General features: G+C 70.2%; 11 protein-coding genes. 4 read left to right on the plus strand and 7 right to left on the minus strand.

From position 1 onward, the window contains the following. Nucleotides 1-412: 412 nt before the first annotated feature. Together AABM36_RS02300 and recQ are read left to right on the plus strand one after the other, a co-directional pair. Nucleotides 413-1,555 (plus strand): Fic family protein, encoded by a 1,143-nt coding sequence (locus tag AABM36_RS02300; RefSeq protein ID WP_423447130.1) that lies wholly within the window; start codon nt 413-415, stop codon nt 1,553-1,555. Between the two features lie 71 nt (nt 1,556-1,626). Further along, nucleotides 1,627-3,477 (plus strand): DNA helicase RecQ, encoded by a 1,851-nt coding sequence (gene recQ / locus AABM36_RS02305; protein ID WP_423447132.1) that lies wholly within the window; start codon nt 1,627-1,629, stop codon nt 3,475-3,477. Nucleotides 3,478-3,505: 28 nt separating this feature from the next. Here the strand turns inward: recQ and AABM36_RS02310 are convergent, their stop codons facing one another. The 5 genes from AABM36_RS02310 to AABM36_RS02330 form a co-directional block, all read right to left on the minus strand. After that, entirely contained in the window at nt 3,506-4,354 is an 849-nt protein-coding gene (locus tag AABM36_RS02310) for an alpha/beta fold hydrolase (RefSeq protein WP_423447134.1), read from the minus strand. A gap of 186 nt (nt 4,355-4,540) precedes the next feature. Then, nucleotides 4,541-5,539, minus strand: coding sequence for a CobW family GTP-binding protein (locus tag AABM36_RS02315; RefSeq protein WP_423447136.1), 999 nt, complete (start codon nt 5,537-5,539; stop codon nt 4,541-4,543). Continuing rightward, the gene (locus tag AABM36_RS02320; protein WP_423447138.1) at nt 5,539-7,209 is read right to left on the minus strand and encodes an amidohydrolase; all 1,671 of its coding nucleotides are present in this window, start codon (nt 7,207-7,209) and stop codon (nt 5,539-5,541) included. The genes AABM36_RS02315 and AABM36_RS02320 overlap by 1 nt, the downstream gene beginning before the upstream one ends. A 112-nt stretch (nt 7,210-7,321) precedes the next feature. Then, nucleotides 7,322-8,737: an aspartate aminotransferase family protein gene (locus AABM36_RS02325; protein WP_423447140.1), complete on the minus strand. Its 1,416-nt coding sequence runs from the start codon at nt 8,735-8,737 to the stop codon at nt 7,322-7,324. Nucleotides 8,738-8,797: 60 nt separating this feature from the next. Then, nucleotides 8,798-10,294 carry a CoA-acylating methylmalonate-semialdehyde dehydrogenase gene (locus AABM36_RS02330; protein WP_423447142.1) on the minus strand — a complete coding sequence of 499 codons (1,497 nt, stop codon included), beginning with the start codon at nt 10,292-10,294 and terminating at the stop codon, nt 8,798-8,800. Between the two features lie 176 nt (nt 10,295-10,470). On the opposite strand from AABM36_RS02330, the gene AABM36_RS02335 reads away from it, so the two are divergent. Beyond that, nucleotides 10,471-12,216, plus strand: a complete 1,746-nt coding sequence (locus AABM36_RS02335; RefSeq protein WP_423447144.1) for a PucR family transcriptional regulator — start codon at nt 10,471-10,473, stop codon at nt 12,214-12,216. Between the two features lie 24 nt (nt 12,217-12,240). Here the strand turns inward: AABM36_RS02335 and AABM36_RS02340 are convergent, their stop codons facing one another. Then, complete coding sequence (locus AABM36_RS02340; RefSeq protein WP_423447146.1) at nt 12,241-12,714, minus strand: MarR family winged helix-turn-helix transcriptional regulator; 474 nt, start codon at nt 12,712-12,714, stop codon at nt 12,241-12,243. 201 nt (nt 12,715-12,915) lie between these two features. On the opposite strand from AABM36_RS02340, the gene AABM36_RS02345 reads away from it, so the two are divergent. Next, nucleotides 12,916-14,190 (plus strand): MFS transporter, encoded by a 1,275-nt coding sequence (locus tag AABM36_RS02345; protein WP_423447148.1) that lies wholly within the window; start codon nt 12,916-12,918, stop codon nt 14,188-14,190. A 150-nt stretch (nt 14,191-14,340) separates the two neighbouring features. On the opposite strand, the gene AABM36_RS02350 is transcribed toward AABM36_RS02345, so the two are convergent. Continuing rightward, complete coding sequence (locus AABM36_RS02350; protein ID WP_423447150.1) at nt 14,341-16,140, minus strand: DUF262 domain-containing protein; 1,800 nt, start codon at nt 16,138-16,140, stop codon at nt 14,341-14,343. Nucleotides 16,141-16,257 lie beyond the last annotated feature (117 nt).

Raw genomic sequence — 16,257 nt, forward strand, 5'->3', positions numbered from 1 at the left:
TCGTACGGGAGCGCGACGACGCCGGGCCCGGTCCGGTCGCGGAGCAGGGACGCGGTGAGGTTTTCGGGCGTGAGGAAGGGCGCGGCCCGGTCATCCGCAGATGACGGCCGCGCGGGTCAGCGCTGTCTGGTGCCGGCATGAGAGCCGGCTGCCTCCTGGCGCACGTGAGCCTCGTTCCTCCGCGGGCGCGGATCGTCGTGACGTACCCGGCGAGTCTAGTGCGCACCCGGCGGTCCGTCGCCACCCTCGTGACAGGGGCCGCGAGATGGCATGCTCGCGCGAGGATCCGTCAACTTTCCCACATCGCCAGTGTCAACAATGGGTGCAAAGGTAGCTCTCCACTTCCCTGTATTTCAAAGGGTCAGGGCCTCCTGCCGTCAACTTCTTCTGTCATCGGGCTAAAATTTGGCGCATGGAGCCCATGGACTTCCCCAGCGTGGATTTTGCGAGTGCGCTCGTCACGGACCTGTTCGCCCTGGAGCGGGCGCGCGTTGATTTTCGCACCGAGCGCCTGGAGGACCCCCTCGGACTTGAACTGCGCAGACTGTTCCAGGGGCTCACGAGCGTCATGTCAGCGCGCATCGAAGGGAACAGGACCACGGTGGCGGACGTCGTGGCCGAGGCGCGGCGGTCTGCGGCCGCGGGGCGGCCGGCGGCGGATGCCGTGCGGGAGATCCTGCAGCTGGAGCAGGCGACGGACTACCTGGACGAGTTGGCCGCTGGCGGGCGGCTGGTCCTGACGCATGGGCTGATCCGCGAACTTCACCAGCTTGCCGTGCAAGGACTCCAGCGGGAAGGGGACGAGCATCCGGGCCGCTATCGAACGGTCCCCGTCGGGATTGCCGGAGCGTCCCACCTCCCGCCCGAGCCGGGATCCGTCCAGGCGGACATGGACCAGCTCCTGGAGTTCGCAAACAGGGATGTACCCGCCCAGCACCAGCTTCTCCAGATTGCACTCGTCCATCACCGGTTCGTGTGGATACACCCTTTCGCCAACGGCAACGGTCGAGTCTCGCGCCTTCTGACGTACGCGATGCTGAGCAACCAGGGCTACACGTCCAGGAGTGCCGCGCGACCACTGAACCCCACGGCAGTCTTCGGCGCGGACCGGCAGGCATACTACGACAAGCTCGCAGGCGCGGACTCTTTGAGCCAGGAAGGGATTCTGGCATGGGCCGGATATGTGATCCACGGGCTCAAGGACGACATGGACAGGGTCAGTCGGCTTGCCGCCCCGCGTTTCATCTCCGAGGAGGTCGTGGGGCCATCAGTCAATGCCGCTCTTGCGGACGGGGAGCTCACGGAAACGGAAGCAGACGTGATCTACGTGGTGGCGCGCCAGGGGAAGGTCAAGGCGGGCGATCTCGAAGGCGTGATCAAGGGGTCTGCGTCGAACAGGAGCCACCGGCTGCGCCGCATGGTCGAGTCCGGGTTGCTGCAGAAGACGACGGGGCCAGGGCGGTATGTGGTGAGCCTGCACCGCAATGCCCTCACGAAATACGTGGTGCACCGGCTCAACGAGCTGGACATGCTCCCGGCCATCCTGCGTGACTGAGATGCGGTTGTTGTCCACACGACGGCGGGTGGGCACTCAGTGACGTAACGCCGGGCACCTACCCTGGAGGCATGACCTCCACGAGCACCGAGACCGAGTCCCTTGCTGTCCTGCGGGAAGTCTTCGGCTACGACGCCTTCCGGGGTGAGCAGGCGGAGATCATCGACCAGGTGGTCGGCGGCGGGGACGCCGTGGTGCTCATGCCCACGGGCGGCGGCAAATCGCTGTGCTACCAGATCCCCGCGATCCTGCGGGAGGGCACGGGCGTGGTGGTCTCCCCGCTGATCGCGCTCATGGCGGACCAGGTGGCCGCACTCGAGGCCGTGGGCATCCGCGCGGCCTTCCTCAACTCCACGCTGGAGCCCTACGAGGCCCAGGAGGTCGAACGGCAGCTCGGCGCCGGGGAGATCGACCTCCTCTACATGGCACCCGAGCGGCTGATCCTGCCGCGCACCATCGACCTGCTGAGGCGCTCGCCGATCGCCCTGTTCGCGATCGACGAGGCGCACTGCGTGTCCCAGTGGGGCCACGACTTCCGGCCCGACTACATGGGGCTGTCCGTGCTGGCGGACGCCTTCCCGGACGTTCCCCGCATCGCGCTCACCGCCACCGCCACGCGGGCCACGCACCAGGAAATCACCGAGCGGCTGCGCATGGAGAACGCCCGGCACTTCGTCTCCAACTTCGACCGCCCCAACATCCAGTACCGGATCGAGCCCAAGGACGGCGCCAAGGACCAGCTGCTGCGGCTGATCCAGTCAGAGCACCCGGGGGAGGCCGGCATCGTCTACTGCCTCTCCCGCAAGAGCGTGGAGTCCACCGCGGCCTGGCTCTCGAAGCGCGGGGTCACCGCCCTGCCCTACCACGCGGGGCTCGACGCCGCGGTGCGCCACGACACCCAGGTGCGGTTCCTGCGGGAGGAGGGGATCGTCGTCGTCGCCACGATCGCGTTCGGCATGGGGATCGACAAGCCGGACGTGCGCTTCGTAGCCCACCTGGACCTGCCCAAGAGCATCGAGGGGTACTACCAGGAGACCGGCCGCGCGGGCCGTGATGGCATGCCCTCCACGGCATGGATGGCGTACGGCCTGGGGGACGTGGTGAACCTGCGGCGGATGATCGACCAGGGCGAGGGCAGTGACCTGCACAAGCGCAACGCACGCTCTCACCTGGACGCCATGCTCGCGCTGTGCGAGACCACGGACTGCCGCCGCGTGCAGCTGCTGCGGTACTTCGGGCAGGACTCCGAGGCCTGCGGGAACTGCGACACGTGCCTGAACCCGCCCAAGGTCTGGGACGCCACGGTGCCCGCCCAGAAGCTGCTGTCCACGCTCATCCGGCTGCAGCGTGAACGCGGTGAGCAGTTCGGCTCCGGCAAGGTCTTCGACATCCTGCTGGGCCGCTCCAACGACCGGACCGAGGCCTCTCGCCATCAGGAGCTCAGTGTGTGGGGGATCGGTCAGGAGCTCTCGGAGCGGGAGTGGCGGTCCGTGCTGCGCCAGCTGCTGGCGCGCCGCGTGGTGGAAGCCGTGGGCGACTTCGGCGTGCTGGTCCCCGGACCGGAGGCCGGACCCGTGCTGCGCGGGGAGATCAACCTGGAACTCGCGGTGGACAGGGCACCCGCGGCACGCGGGGGCGGTCGTGCCCGGTCCGCCGGAAGCGGCGGGCGCTCGCGGGCCACGGACGCACTGGACGAGGCTGCCAAGGAGACGTTCGAGGCTCTGCGCGAGTGGCGGACCTCGGTGGCCAAGCAGAAGCAGATCCCGCCCTACATGGTGTTCTCGGACGCCACCCTCGTGGGGATCGTGGAAGCGGCCCCGGAAACCACAGCCCAGTTGAGCGGGATCAGCGGGGTGGGCGCCAAGAAGCTCGCCGAGTACGGGGACGCCGTGCTGGAGGTGCTGGGGTCGCCGGCGTCCTGAGGGAGGGAGCGGCTTCGGCCCGCAGGCGTCAGGTGGACGTGGCGGAAGAGATCTGGTCGATGACCGCCTCGGTCACCCTGGCGGCCTCGCGCTCGGGGAGCCAGTGCCCGGCGTCGAGCTCGATGAACTCGTACGGCGCGTGCACGTACACCTCGGTCTCCTCGGCGGCGGTGCGGCCCAGGGCGGGATCCCGCCTCCCCCACACGAACGTGGTGGGCACCGTGATGATGCCGTTGCCGGCATGTGTTCCAGTCACGCCGTCCTTGCGGAACATCGCGCGGTACCAGTTGATGGGCCCGCGCAGGTCCTCGGCGGTCGCGAAGCGGCGCCCGTAGCGGTTGGCCGCGTCCTTGGGGATGCCCGCCCGGCGCGTGAACGCTCCGACCCGCCCCGCGAGCAATCGCTCCGGAAGGGCTGGGATCTGGAACATGCCGATGTACCAGGACTTCTTGAGCTGGTCCGCGGTCTTCAGGGCGTGGCCCAGTGCGGTGGGGTGCGGGGTGGACAGCACGGTCAGCGAAGCCACCCGCTCCGGTGCGCGCAGGGCGATGTCCCACGCGAGCACCCCGCCCCAGTCGTGGCCCACCAGGTGGAAGGTCTCCGCGCCGGCCGCGTCCGCGAGGGCCAGTGCATCCGCGGAGAGCTCCTCGCGGCGGTACGCGGCCACCTCGGTGGGCCGAGCGCCCGGGGAGTATCCGCGCTGGTCCATGGCGAGGGTGCGCAGGCCCTGCGCGTTGAGCCGCTCCGTGACGGCGTCCCAGCCGTGGGCGTCCTGCGGGAACCCGTGCAGCAGCAGGACCACGGGGCCGTCCTCCGGGCCCTGGTCGAGAACGTCGAACCGCAGTCCCTGGCGTGTGAAGTTCGTGATGCGAGACACGCTCCCCACTGTAGTGTCCGGCGGCGGGGCCAGTGCCAGGCGGCCCGTCCCGGTGCCGCCTTCGCCGGGCCGTGCCCTCCCGGTCACGACGACGCCGCCGCACCGCCGCTCTGGCACGACCGGTCCGCGGCCGGGCGCCCTCCGCCTGGCCGGTGGCGAGCACCGGTCACCGTTCCGGTGTGCGCCTCAGCCGCTCAGGAGGCTCAGGAGGGTGGCGGCGGAGTCCCGGGCGCAGCACTCCGCCTCGGGGCCCGCCGCGATCAGCACCAGGCAGGGCTCCTCGGGCGGCTGGGCCCCCTCGCGGAGTGGCGCGGCGGATGCGCGACCGCCCGCCAGGTGCACCTCGTGCCACGCCCCGGCCTCGTCCCGCACCACACCCTTTGCGCGCACCACCCGCTCCGGGAGCCGTTGCAGGTGGTGGAGCAGTGGGTCGATCTCCACCACTGCGGGGCAGGGGATGGTGACGGTGCGGTGCCGGGCGGCGTGGGCGTCGTTGTGGGATGGGGCCGCGGCAGCTGGATCGGCCCCCGGGAAGGCCGGTCGCACGGTGAAGGGCTCCGAAGGATCGGCGTCCCCGGTGACCCTGCCCGTCGTCGCGGCTGGCCCAGTGGCGAGCATCTCGCCCAGCGTGCGCGCGGGGTCCCGCGGGTCCTGGTGGTGAACAGGGACGTGCGGTGCTGCGGCGCGGACGAGGGCGGCGGCGTCGTCGACCTCGGCGGGCGTGGCAAGGTCCGTCTTGGTCACGAGCACCGTCTCCGCGGCGGCGAGCTGGCGTGCGACCGTGTCCCCCACGAACTCGTCCCGCAGCAGGCGGGGGATGGCGGTGGCGTCCGCGCACACCAGCACCGGCCCCGCGGTGAAGCCGGGGAAGCGCCGCCACGAGCCCAGCTGCCCCGGATCGCCGACGCCGCTGACCTCGCACACCACGTGGTCGAGGTCGGTCCGCCGGGCCAGAGCGGTCATGGTGCGCTGCACGTCGTCGGTGATCTGGCAGCAGATGCAGCCGTTGGTCAGCTCGATGGTGTCCTCGCCGCGGGAGGAGATCAGCGAGGCGTCGATGTTCACGGCCCCGAAGTCGTTGACCACCACCGCCGTGCGGCCGGGGAGGACCCCGGCGAGCAGGCGGTTGACCACCGTCGACTTCCCGGCGCCCAGGTAGCCGCCGACGATGCTCAGGGAGGGCATCAGCGCTCGCCGGGCTCGGGTACGGTGCTCGCGCAGTGCCGCCCGCCCACCACGGTGCCGTGCACGTGGATGCCTCCGATGGCATCTTCGGGGACGGCGAGGGGATCTTCCTCGAGGACCGCCAGGTCTGCGAACTTCCCGGCCTCGATGGAGCCCACCGCGTCGTCCATCTTGAGCATGTACGCGGAGCCGATGGTCACGGCCTTCAGGGCCTGCTGCACGGTGATCCGCTCGTGCTCGCCCATCACGCGGCCGGACTGCGTCCGGCGCGTGACCGCGTGCTGCACGGTGTGCAGGAGCCCGAGCGGGGTCACGGGGGAGTCCGAGTGCAGGCTGATGGGCACCCCGCAGCGCAGCGCCGTGGCGGCCGCGTTGTTCCGGCGCGCCCGGTCCGGGCCCACGGTGAGGTCCAGGTGCTGGTCCCCCCAGGCCCAGAGGTGGTTGGCAAACACATTGGCGCACGCCCCCAGGGCGGCCATGCGGCGGTACTGCGCGGGGGTGGTCATCTGCGAGTGGGTGCACGTGTGGCGGTGGTCCGGGCGGGGGTGCTCCACCAGGACCTTTTCCAGGGTGTCCAGGAACAGCTGCGTGGCCTGGTCCCCGTTGCAGTGCACGTGGATGAGCAGCCCCGCCCGGTGGAAGGTCTCGAAGGCCCGGAGGAACTCCTCCGGGGTCACGTTCCAGATCCCGTTGGGCTGGTCCCCGTAGTAGCCCGGCGGCATCACGCGGGCGGTGAAGCCCTGCAGGGTGCCGTCCAGCATGAGCTTCACGTTGCCCAGCCACAGCCACTCGTCCGAGTCCTGCTTCAGCCGCACGAGGCGTTCGGCGTCCTCGGCGAGCGAGGGGGACATGGGCCCCGCTCCGGCCCCGAAGTGGAACACGTTGAGCCGGGCCGGGAACCCCTCGTGCACGGTCCCCCGGTAGAACTCCACCCCGCCCTCGCGCAGCAGCACCTGGGAACCGAGGTCGGTGAGCGTGGTGGTGCCCGTGTTCACGCCATTCTGGGCGAACGCGCCCAGCGCGGCCTCGTTGACGCGCAGCACCCCCGGTCCCGCGGAGATCTCCGAGACCAGCCCCATGGCCGCGAACTCGTGGAGCTCACCCGTGGGCTGCCCGTGCTCGTCCTTGGCCACGCCGTCCACCGCGGTGGTGGCGTCCACGCCGCAGCGGCGCAGCGCGGCGGTGTTGACCGTGCACGCGTGCCCGCTCGCGTGGGCCACGTACACGGGCCGCTCGGTGGTCACCCTATCCAGGTCCGCGGCGGTCAGCGGCCGCTCGGGGAAGTAGATGGAGTCCATGCCCCACGCGTCCAGGGTCTCGTGGGGGCCGGCGAGCTCCGCCTCCTGGGCCGCGAGCCGCTGCACGACGTCCTCGATGCTGCGACACCCCGGCCAGAACACGCCGCCCGGGTCCGTGCGGTCCACCCAGCCCACGTACACGCCCTGCCACACGGTGCCCGTCCCGGCGTGGCTGTGCGCCTCCACGAGCCCCGGCAGCAGCACGCGGTCCTCGTAGCGGGTGTCCAGGACGGCGTGCGGGTACGCCATCAGCTCCTCCACCGTTCCCACGGCGCGGAACCGGTCCCCGCGCACGGCCACCGCCTCCGCCGTGGGGCAGGCCGGGTCCATGGTGCGCACCACGCGGGCCGGGTAGACGACGGTCGGTTCCATGGGCTTCTCCAGTTCTCGGGGCGGGTGCCCCGGGCGGGACGACGCCGCCGCCCCGGGAGGCGACGCGGCGGCGTCGTCCCCGGGGCGCGGGCTGCGGGGCGAACGGGCGGGATCAGGCGGTGACGTGCCGGTCCGTGAGCTCGATCGCCTGGTCGAGGATGTCCAGGCCGCGGTGCAGGACGTCGTCCGGGGTGTTCAGCGGCGGGACCACGTGCACGCGGTTGTAGTTGTTGAAGGGAAGCATGCCGAGCTTCTTGCACTCGGCCACGAGCTCGTTCATCTCGGGGCTGGTCCCACCATAGGCGGCCATCGGCTCCTTGGTCTCGCGGTTCTTCACGAGTTCCACGGCCCAGAAGGCACCGAGCCCGCGCACGTCCCCCACGGAGGGGTGGCGCCGCTTGATCTCCTGGAGCCGGGGCCCGATGACCTCCCGGCCGATGCGCTCCGCGTTCTCGACCATCTGCTCGTCCCGCATGGCGTTGATGGTGGCCACGGCGGCCGCGCACGCGAGCGGGTGCCCGGAGTAGGTGAGCCCGCCCTGGTACGGGTACTCGGCGAACGTCCGGTAGACCTCGTCCGAGATCACGACGCCGCCCAGCGGCACGTACCCGGAGTTCACGCCCTTGGCGAAGGTGATGAGGTCCGGGGTGACGTCCCAGTGCTCGAATGCGAACCATTTCCCGGTGCGGCCGAAGCCGGCCATGACCTCGTCCGCGATCATGAGCAGCCCGTACTTGCGGGTCAGCTCCCGCACCCCGGCCAGGTAGCCGGGCGGCGGTGCGTAGATCCCCGCGGTGCCGGGCACGGTCTCCAGGATGACCGCGGCGATGTTCTTGGCGCCCTCCAGCTGGATGACCTGCTCCAGGTGCTCCAGCGCGCGCTCGGACTCCTGCTGCTCGTCCGCCGCGTGGAAGTAGCTGCGGTAGAGGTAGGGCGGCAGGAAACGGGCCACGCCGGCGCTGGAGCGGTCCGCGTCGAAGCGCCGGGTGTCCCCCGTGACGTTCACCGCGAGGTCCGTTCCACCGTGGTAGGAGCGGTAGGCGGAGAGCACCTTGTGCCGGCCCGTGTGGATGCGGGCCATGCGGATGGCGTGCTCCACGGCGTCCGCGCCGCCGTTGGTGAAGAACACGTGGTCCAGCCCCGCGGGGGCGAGCTCGCAGATGAGGCGGGCGGCCTCGGAACGGGCGTCGTTCGCGTGGGAGGGCGCGATGGTGGCGATCTTCCCGGCCTGCTCCTGGATCGCGGCGACCACCTTCGGGTGGGAGTGGCCGATGTTCGTGTTGACCATCTGCGAGGAGAAGTCGATGAGCTTGCGCCCCTCCCCGTCCCACAGGTGGGAGCCCTCGGCCTTGACGACCGTCATGGGATTGATCTTCTGCTGGGCGCTCCACGAGTGGAACACGTGCTCGCGGTCCACGCGGTAGGCCTCGCGGCCCTGGTCGAGCAGCTCGTCGCTGATCTGCGGGTCCCGGCTCACGGGCTCGAGTGCCGAGCGGGCGGGGGTGGCAACGGTGTCGGTCATGATCATCTCTTTCCGGTGCGCGCCGCGACGGCGCGGGTGGATGGGGAGGGGCGGGTGGCGCCGGGCTCAGCCGTTCTGTGGGAACCCCAGGTTGATGCCGCCGTGGGAGGGGTCCAGCCAGCGGGTGGTGACCACCTTGCCGCGCGTGAAGAAATTGACCCCCTCGGTGCCGTGGGCGTGGGAGTCCCCGAACAGCGAGTTCTTCCACCCGCCGAACGAGTAGTAGGACATGGGCACGGGAATGGGCACGTTCACGCCGATCATCCCCACGCTCACCTCGTTCTGGTAGCGCCGGGCCGCGCCGCCGTCGTTGGTGAAGATGGCGGTGCCGTTGCCATAGGGGTTGGCGTTGACCAGCTCGATGGCCTCGTCGTAGGTGTCCGCGCGCACCACGCACAGCACGGGTCCGAAGATCTCCTCGGTGTACACGGACATCTGCGGGGTGACGTGGTCGAAGAGGGTGGGGCCCAGGAAGAAGCCGGAACCCTCGGCGTCGTAGCTGCCCTGGCGCCCGTCCACCACCACGGTGGCGCCCGCCTGCTCGCCGGCGTCCACGAACCCGGCCACGCGGTCCCGGTGGGCCGCGGTGACCAGGGGGCCCATGTCCGCGCCGCGGCGGCCGTCACCGGTGCGCAGGGTGCGGGCGCGCTCGGCGATCTTCGCCACGAGGTCGTCCGCGATGTCCCCGACGGCCACGAGCACCGAGATGGCCATGCAGCGCTCGCCGGCGGAGCCGAAGCCCGCGTTGATGGCGTTGTCCGCGGCCACGTCCAGGTCCGCGTCCGGCAGCACCACCATGTGGTTCTTCGCGCCGCCCAGCGCCTGGACGCGCTTGCCGGTGGCCGTGGCGGTCTCGTACACGTACTGGGCAATGGGGGTGGAGCCCACGAAGGACACCGAGGAGATGTCCGGGTGCTCCAGCAGCCGGTCCACCGCGGGCTTGCCGCCGTGGAGCACGTTGAACACGCCGTCCGGCAGCCCCGCCTCCTTCCACAGCTCGGCCTCCCAGTTCGCGGCGGAGGGGTCCTTCTCCGAGGGCTTGAGCACCACGGTGTTGCCGGTGGCGATCGCGATGGGGAAGAACCACATGGGCACCATGGCCGGGAAGTTGAACGGGGAGATGATCGCCACCGGGCCCAGCGGCTGGCGCACGGAGTGCACGTCCACCTCGGTGGAGGCGTTCTCGGTGTAGCCGCCCTTCAGTAGGTGGGGCATGGCGCACGCGAACTCCACGACTTCCAGCCCGCGCGTGACCTCGCCCAGCGCGTCGTCCAGCACCTTGCCGTGCTCGGCGGTGATCAGCGCGGCGAGCTCCTCCTTGCGCGCGTTGAGCAGCTCGCGGTAGCGGAAGAGGATCTGCATCCGCTTGGTCAGGGACGTGTCCCGCCAGGCGGGGAACGCCGCCTTGGCCGCGGCCACGGCCTCGTCCGCGGTGGCCGCCGTGCCCATGTGCACGCGGCCGGTGACCTCGCCCGTGGCCGGATTGGTCACGTCCGCGGTGTCGTGGTCCTCCTCGGCTCCGGCGGTGTACGCGTTGTTGATCCAGTGGCGGATGGTCTCCACGGGCTGTCCTTCCGTTGCTGTCTGCCGTCTGTCCCCGCGGCGCCCGGCAGGGCACCGGCGCGGGGCGTCTGCCTCCATCCTGGGAGTGCAGAGGGGCGCGCCACCAGAGACGATGTGTCAGTCCATAGCCCTGACTTCTTGACAGAGTGTTGCCTGCCGCAGCCTAGGCTGTGGCCATGGCACGCACCTCCCACCCCGCCGTTTCCGGCCCGTCCCCGGACGACGACGCCGCCCCCGCCCCGGATGCGCAGCCCGCCTCCGCACCCACTACCCCCAGTCCGGCCGCCCTCACGGTGGGGGGCGTCGCCGCCCTGGAGCCGTTCCGCCGTGGCAATCCCCAGCTGCTCTCCGAGCGTGCCGCGGCCGCGACGGGCCTTCCGGTGCGGTGGGTGCACGTGATCGAGACGAGTGACGCCACCGGGCTGCTGGAGGGCGGGGAGTTCGTGCTCTCCACGGTGCGGATCCTGGACGCCGCGCTCGCCGAGGGCCGCGGGGACGAGTCTGCCGCCGCGTTCCTCGACGGCATCGAGAAGGCCGGGGCAGTGGCGCTCGCGGTCGAGGTGCTCTCCGGGCGGGAGCCGGTGGTGCGGGTGCTGCGCGCGGCGGCCGCACACCGGGAGCTGCCCGTGTACCTGTTGAGCCGCCAGGTACGGTTCGTGGCCGTCACGCAGGAGGCGCACCGCCGGATCGCCGCGCGCCAGCTCGAGCAGCTGGAGACGGACCGCCGCATCCACGAGGTCTTCACCCAGCTGACCCTGGAGGCCGCCCCGGTGCAGCGGATCGTGGCGGAGGCCGGGCGGCTGCTGGGCGCCGAGGTTGAGTGGCAGCGGCGGGCGGCGTCGTCGTCACCGGGGGAGAGCGAGGGGACCGTGCCCGTGGTGGTCGCGGGGGAGACGGTCGGGTGGCTGTCCGCCGAGCCGCAGGGCGCCGGGCCCGCGCTGCGCGCCACCGTGCTGGAGCGGGCCGCGCAGGGGGTGGCGCTCACGCTGCTGTCCGAGCGCAGCCGCCGGGACGAGAAGCGTCAGGCGGAGACCGCCCTGCTGCACGAGCTGCGGCGCCCGTGGAACGTGGACGAGGACTCCGCGCGGCGGCGCACGCACGAACTCGGGATCGGCGTGCTGCGACACGGGGTGCTGAGCGAGGCGGTCCCGGCCGCGTGGCTGCCGGTGGTCGTGCGCTGGGAGCGTCCGGGCGCGGACGCGCTGGGCGAGCACCAGGGCGGCGGTGCCGTGCTCGACGCGCTCGCGTGGGCGCTGGGCCGGGAGCGCACGACGGCGCTCGCGGGCCGTCTCGGCGCCGCCTCCGTGGCCGTGCTGGTGCCGCTGGCCGCGCGCACCCCGCAGGACGCGGTGGTGGAACGGGTGCTCGCGGCGGCGGAGCAGCGCCTGGGGGAAGAGTGGCGGGTGCTCGCGGGGGTCACCGATCCCGAGGCGGGCATGATCGGCGCGGCCGCGCGCCTGGACGAGGCCGGAATGATCGCGGAGGCCGCGGTGTCCCTGCTCGCGCGGGGCGGTTCCGCGGAAGTCGGCTCCTCGCAGGACGGGACCGTGGCGGACCGCTCGGCACAGGACGACGCCGCTTGGTCCGGCACCCCGCGGCGGCGGTGCTTCCGCGCGCAGGACGTGCGGCTGCGCGGACTGCTCGCGATGCTGCGGGGGGACGAGCGCGTGCAGATGTTTGCGCGCGCTGAACTCGGGAGCGTCCTGGACGCGGAGCGCCACGAGGACCGGGAGCTGCTGACGCAGTTCCTAGCGTGCGGCGGGAACAAGAGCCTGCTGGCCCAGCGGATCCACCTCTCCCGCCCGGCGCTCTACGGGCGGCTGGCCCGGCTGGAACGCAGGCTGGGGGTGTCGCTGGACGATCCCGAATCGCGAACATCCCTGCACGTGGCATTGCTGATCGCGGAGGTGGAGGGGCGCTGAGGACGGCCCGGGCGGCGTCGTGCGCTAGGAGTCCGTGGGGTAGTCGCGCGGCCAGCTGTGGCCGAGGCTCGCCTCCACGCTCTCGTTGAAGCGGCGGGTGAGGTGGGCCAGGGTGGCCACGTCCTCCGCGGGCCAGTCTTGCGTGAAGCGCTCGAAGGACTCCCGGCGGGAGTGCAGCTCGGCGTCCAGGCGGCGCAGACCTTCATCGGTGGGGCGGTGCTTGCGGGCCACGCCGCCCTCGGGGTCCTTGATGCGCTCGATCAGACCGCTCTTCATGGCGGCGGCCACCTGGCGGTGGACGGTGGAGATGTCCAGGCCGAAGGACTGCGCGAGCTCGGCGACGCTCATGGGGCCGCCGGCCTGTAGGCGTGCGAGCAGCACGGTGGAGCTGCGGTCGAGCGCCTCCGTGCGCGACTGCGGGGGCGCGCCCTGGAGGGCGTACCGGGACAGCAGCATGTGCTCGTAGACCAGCTCGCTCACGGAATCCTCGCTCTGCACGGGTCCATCCTTTCATCTCTGCTGGTCATCCCTGCCGGTGCCGGGCCCGCGCCTCCGGGGCGCCGGAGCGGGGAGGTGGCGGGGCGGCGTCGTCGTGGGGGGCGGGTGCGCAGGCGTGGGCCGCGAACCCGCAGATTGCATCATACAAATTCCTGAGTAATATTTTGCACTATACAAATCCGAGAACCCCAGGAGGTGCCTGTGTCGGTCGACACCCAGGACCACGTTCCCACCGGTCAGCTGCCCGTCGTCGTGGAGCGGTCCGCGCCCGGCCCGGCCCACTCCGCCGGACCCGAGCGGCTGGTCACGCCCACGTTCGTGGTGGCGTGGGTGGTGAACTTCCTGCAGTACCTGACCTTCTACATGCTGGTCACCACCATGGCGCTGTACGCGGTGAAGAGCTTCGCGGCCTCGGACGCGGTGGGCGGCTTCGCCTCGAGCGCGTTCGTGGTGGGTGCCACCCTGGCGCGGCTCGTCTCCGGCTACCTGGTGGACGTGCTGGGGCGGCGCCGGATGCTGCTGATCGCCCTGGTGGTCGTGGCGGTGGCGTGCGCGCTGTACATCCCGGCGGGATCGCTGCCCGTGCTGATCGCGGTGCGCATGGTCCACGGCTTCGGCTACGCGTTCGCGAGCACCGCGGTCATGACGATCGCGCAGTCCGTGATCCCGGACTCCCGCCGCGGCGAGGGCACCGGGTACTTCGCGCTGGGCACCACGCTGGCGACGGCGATCGGTCCCGCCCTGGGACTCTTCCTGGTGGGCAACCTGGACTACACGTGGCTGTTCTGGACCACCCTGGCCACGGCCGTGCTCGGCCTGGTGCTGGGCATCTTCCTGCGCGAGCCGCTGGCGCAGCAGGAGGCGAAGGCGGAGCGTTCGAAGTTCTCGCTGAGCGACATCGCGCACCCGTCCGTGCTGCCCATCGGCTCCTTCATGCTGGTGGTGGGCGTCTGCTACGCGGGCGTGATCACCTACCTCAACGCCTACGCCGAGGACCGCGGGGTCACCACCGGTGCCGCCCTGTTCTTCGTGGCGTACGCCGTGGCCATGCTGGTCATGCGCCTGGTGCTGGGCAAAGTGCAGGACCAGCGCGGGGACAACGTGGTGGTCTACATGGGACTCATCTGCTTCGCCGTGGCGCTGGGCATCCTGGCCGTGGCCACGCAGGACTGGCAGGTGGTCGTGGCCGGCGCCATGACCGGCCTGGGCTACGGCACGCTCATGCCGGCCGCGCAAGCCATCGCCGTGAGCGCGGTGCCCGCCCACAAGCTGGGCACCGGCATCTCCACGCTGCTGCTGCTCATGGACGTGGGCGTGGGCATCGGCCCCGTGGTCCTGGGCCTGCTGCTCTCCGCCACCGGCTTCGGCACCATGTACACGGTGCTGGCCGTGCTGGTGGTCGTGGCGGCGCTGCTCTACCACGCGGTCCACGGGCGGCACCCGCACGCGAAGCGGGGGCGGCTGGCGGTGGACTGACGGTCGCTCTTTCGGGGGTCCGTGGCGTGTGCCGCGGGCCCCTTTCTGTTGTGCGGATGGGCGGGGGACGACGACGCCGCGGGACCGGGCGGGTGCGTGCTGGTGCCGCTGTGTCTGCTTGGTGGGTCCCTATCAGCCCATCTGGCTGAGCTATGCGCTGGGCAGCGGGAACCGGGCGAGGGCGCGATCCACCAACTGCGTGGTGCGTTCCTGGATCTCCGTGGGGCCCCATGTGTCCCTGTCGGCCAGGTCCGCGTTGAGCGGGATGCCGTTGCGATATCCGATGTAGTTGCCGTTGCTGTCCCGGTGGTCCCGCTTGTCCAGGAAGCCTCGGTTGCCGAGGTTGCTGTTGTAGACGCTGAACGTCAGGTTCCCGAGCTTATGGGCGTAGCTCGCCTGCGCTTGGGCGGCTGCTTCCTCGCCTCCAAGCATCTCGATCCACGCTGCCGGAAGGTTTTCTCCCTGGGGCAGGATGTGCTCGATGGTCCACACGTAGCGGCCCGATTGACGCTCCCACAGGTCCCGGCGGTTCTCATTGGTCATTCCCTGCTCTGAAAGGGCGGTGAGGACGAACCGTGCCGCATCGATGTTCTCGGTGTAGAGGTCCTGTTCAAGGCGTGCGCGGAATGTCGCATCATCCGAAGAATTCTGACGCAGCGCGTCCGCGATGAGGTGCAGAATGCCTGCTCGATCTTGCTCCTGTGATTCCTTGATGATCCCCATGAACAAGCGGGGCAGGGCGTAGGTGGCTGGATAACCCGTGACATTGCGACGGGCGAAGAAGTTCACCAGTTCGTCCGTCACATCGGTGAGGTCCTTCTCGCTGAAATGCTTATCATCCGCGTGAGTCTGCAACCACAGCAGGAGCACGAAGGATGGTGCCGCCTGGACTCGGTTGAGATCTCGGTAGGCGGTGTCCAGCGGTGTGGGGGCCGACGGTTCCTGAGTGCAGGCGATGCGTCCGAAGATGGCGCTGGCCGCGACCAATCGCGTGATTTGATCCGTCAGATTGGCCTTGAAGAGGGTCTCGTAGATACGAATGAGATTTTTCTTGGTAGCCAAGCTCGCGTTCGGTACCTCCGGGAGTTCGGCGTTGAACGCGTTGTAGTAGTGCCGGAGGAAGCGCTCGTGGACGCTGTATGAGTCCCCGAGGTTGCGCAACATCGTGTCCCAGAGGGCGAAGGCATCGTCCACGCTCATGGACCTGCGGGCGTCAGAGAGGGACAGGAACTGGTTCTTGATGAGGTCTACCGGGGACAGCGGGAGACCACGGTTGTTGAGCGACTCGAAGAGCGTGAAGGCATCCGAGGCGGTGGACACCTCGATCTTCACGATGATGGCTTCATTGGCGGCTTCCATCATGCGGTGAGCTGCTTCTTGAGGGCTGGTGGGCCGTGTGCCCGGAGTTTCGGGCTCCACGGCAAGTTCCAGGATGGAGTCTCGGAAATAGGTGAAGCAGCGGGCAACCCTCCGAAGCCCGTAGTAGGACGGTGCTGGAGCGTCCACCTTCAGGCCCGCACAGTGGAGCATGTAGAGGTAGTCCGCCCTGTTATCTCCTTGGGTCTGCAGGGACAACCGAGGCGACTTGGTGGCGGGCACGATGAGCTGGCGTCCGAGGTTGCTGAGGCTGAAGACCTGCTCCTCGTCGAGGTCATCCCGATGATCCGAGAGCACGCTGTAGCACGCGGCCAGCAGGATCGAGAGAGTCGTGAGGCGTTGCTGCCCGTCGATCAGCTCCAATCGAGGATCCATCGTGTCCGAGGAGTTATTCAGGGAGATGATCGTCCCCAGGAAGTGCTGCCCTTCGGCCTCGAGGAGGTCTTGGAAGAGGTTCTCCCACTGGGCGCGTTGCCACGAGTACTCGCGCTGATACGGCGGGATGACGTAGGTCAACCGGCTGGTCGCATCCAGGAGGGTCCGAACGGGGTACTGCGTGGCCGACTGAATCATGCGACTCACAGTACAAGTGACCGCCGACACGTTCAGTGAGTGCAGCCGGACATATCCACGGGGCCGTACCGCCCGGGGTCCGGACCAGGCCACGGATGTGGCGGCACACACCCCAGC

This window comes from Kocuria sp. KSNUG (assembly GCF_049532735.1).
GTDB lineage: Bacteria > Actinomycetota > Actinomycetes > Actinomycetales > Micrococcaceae > Kocuria > Kocuria rhizophila.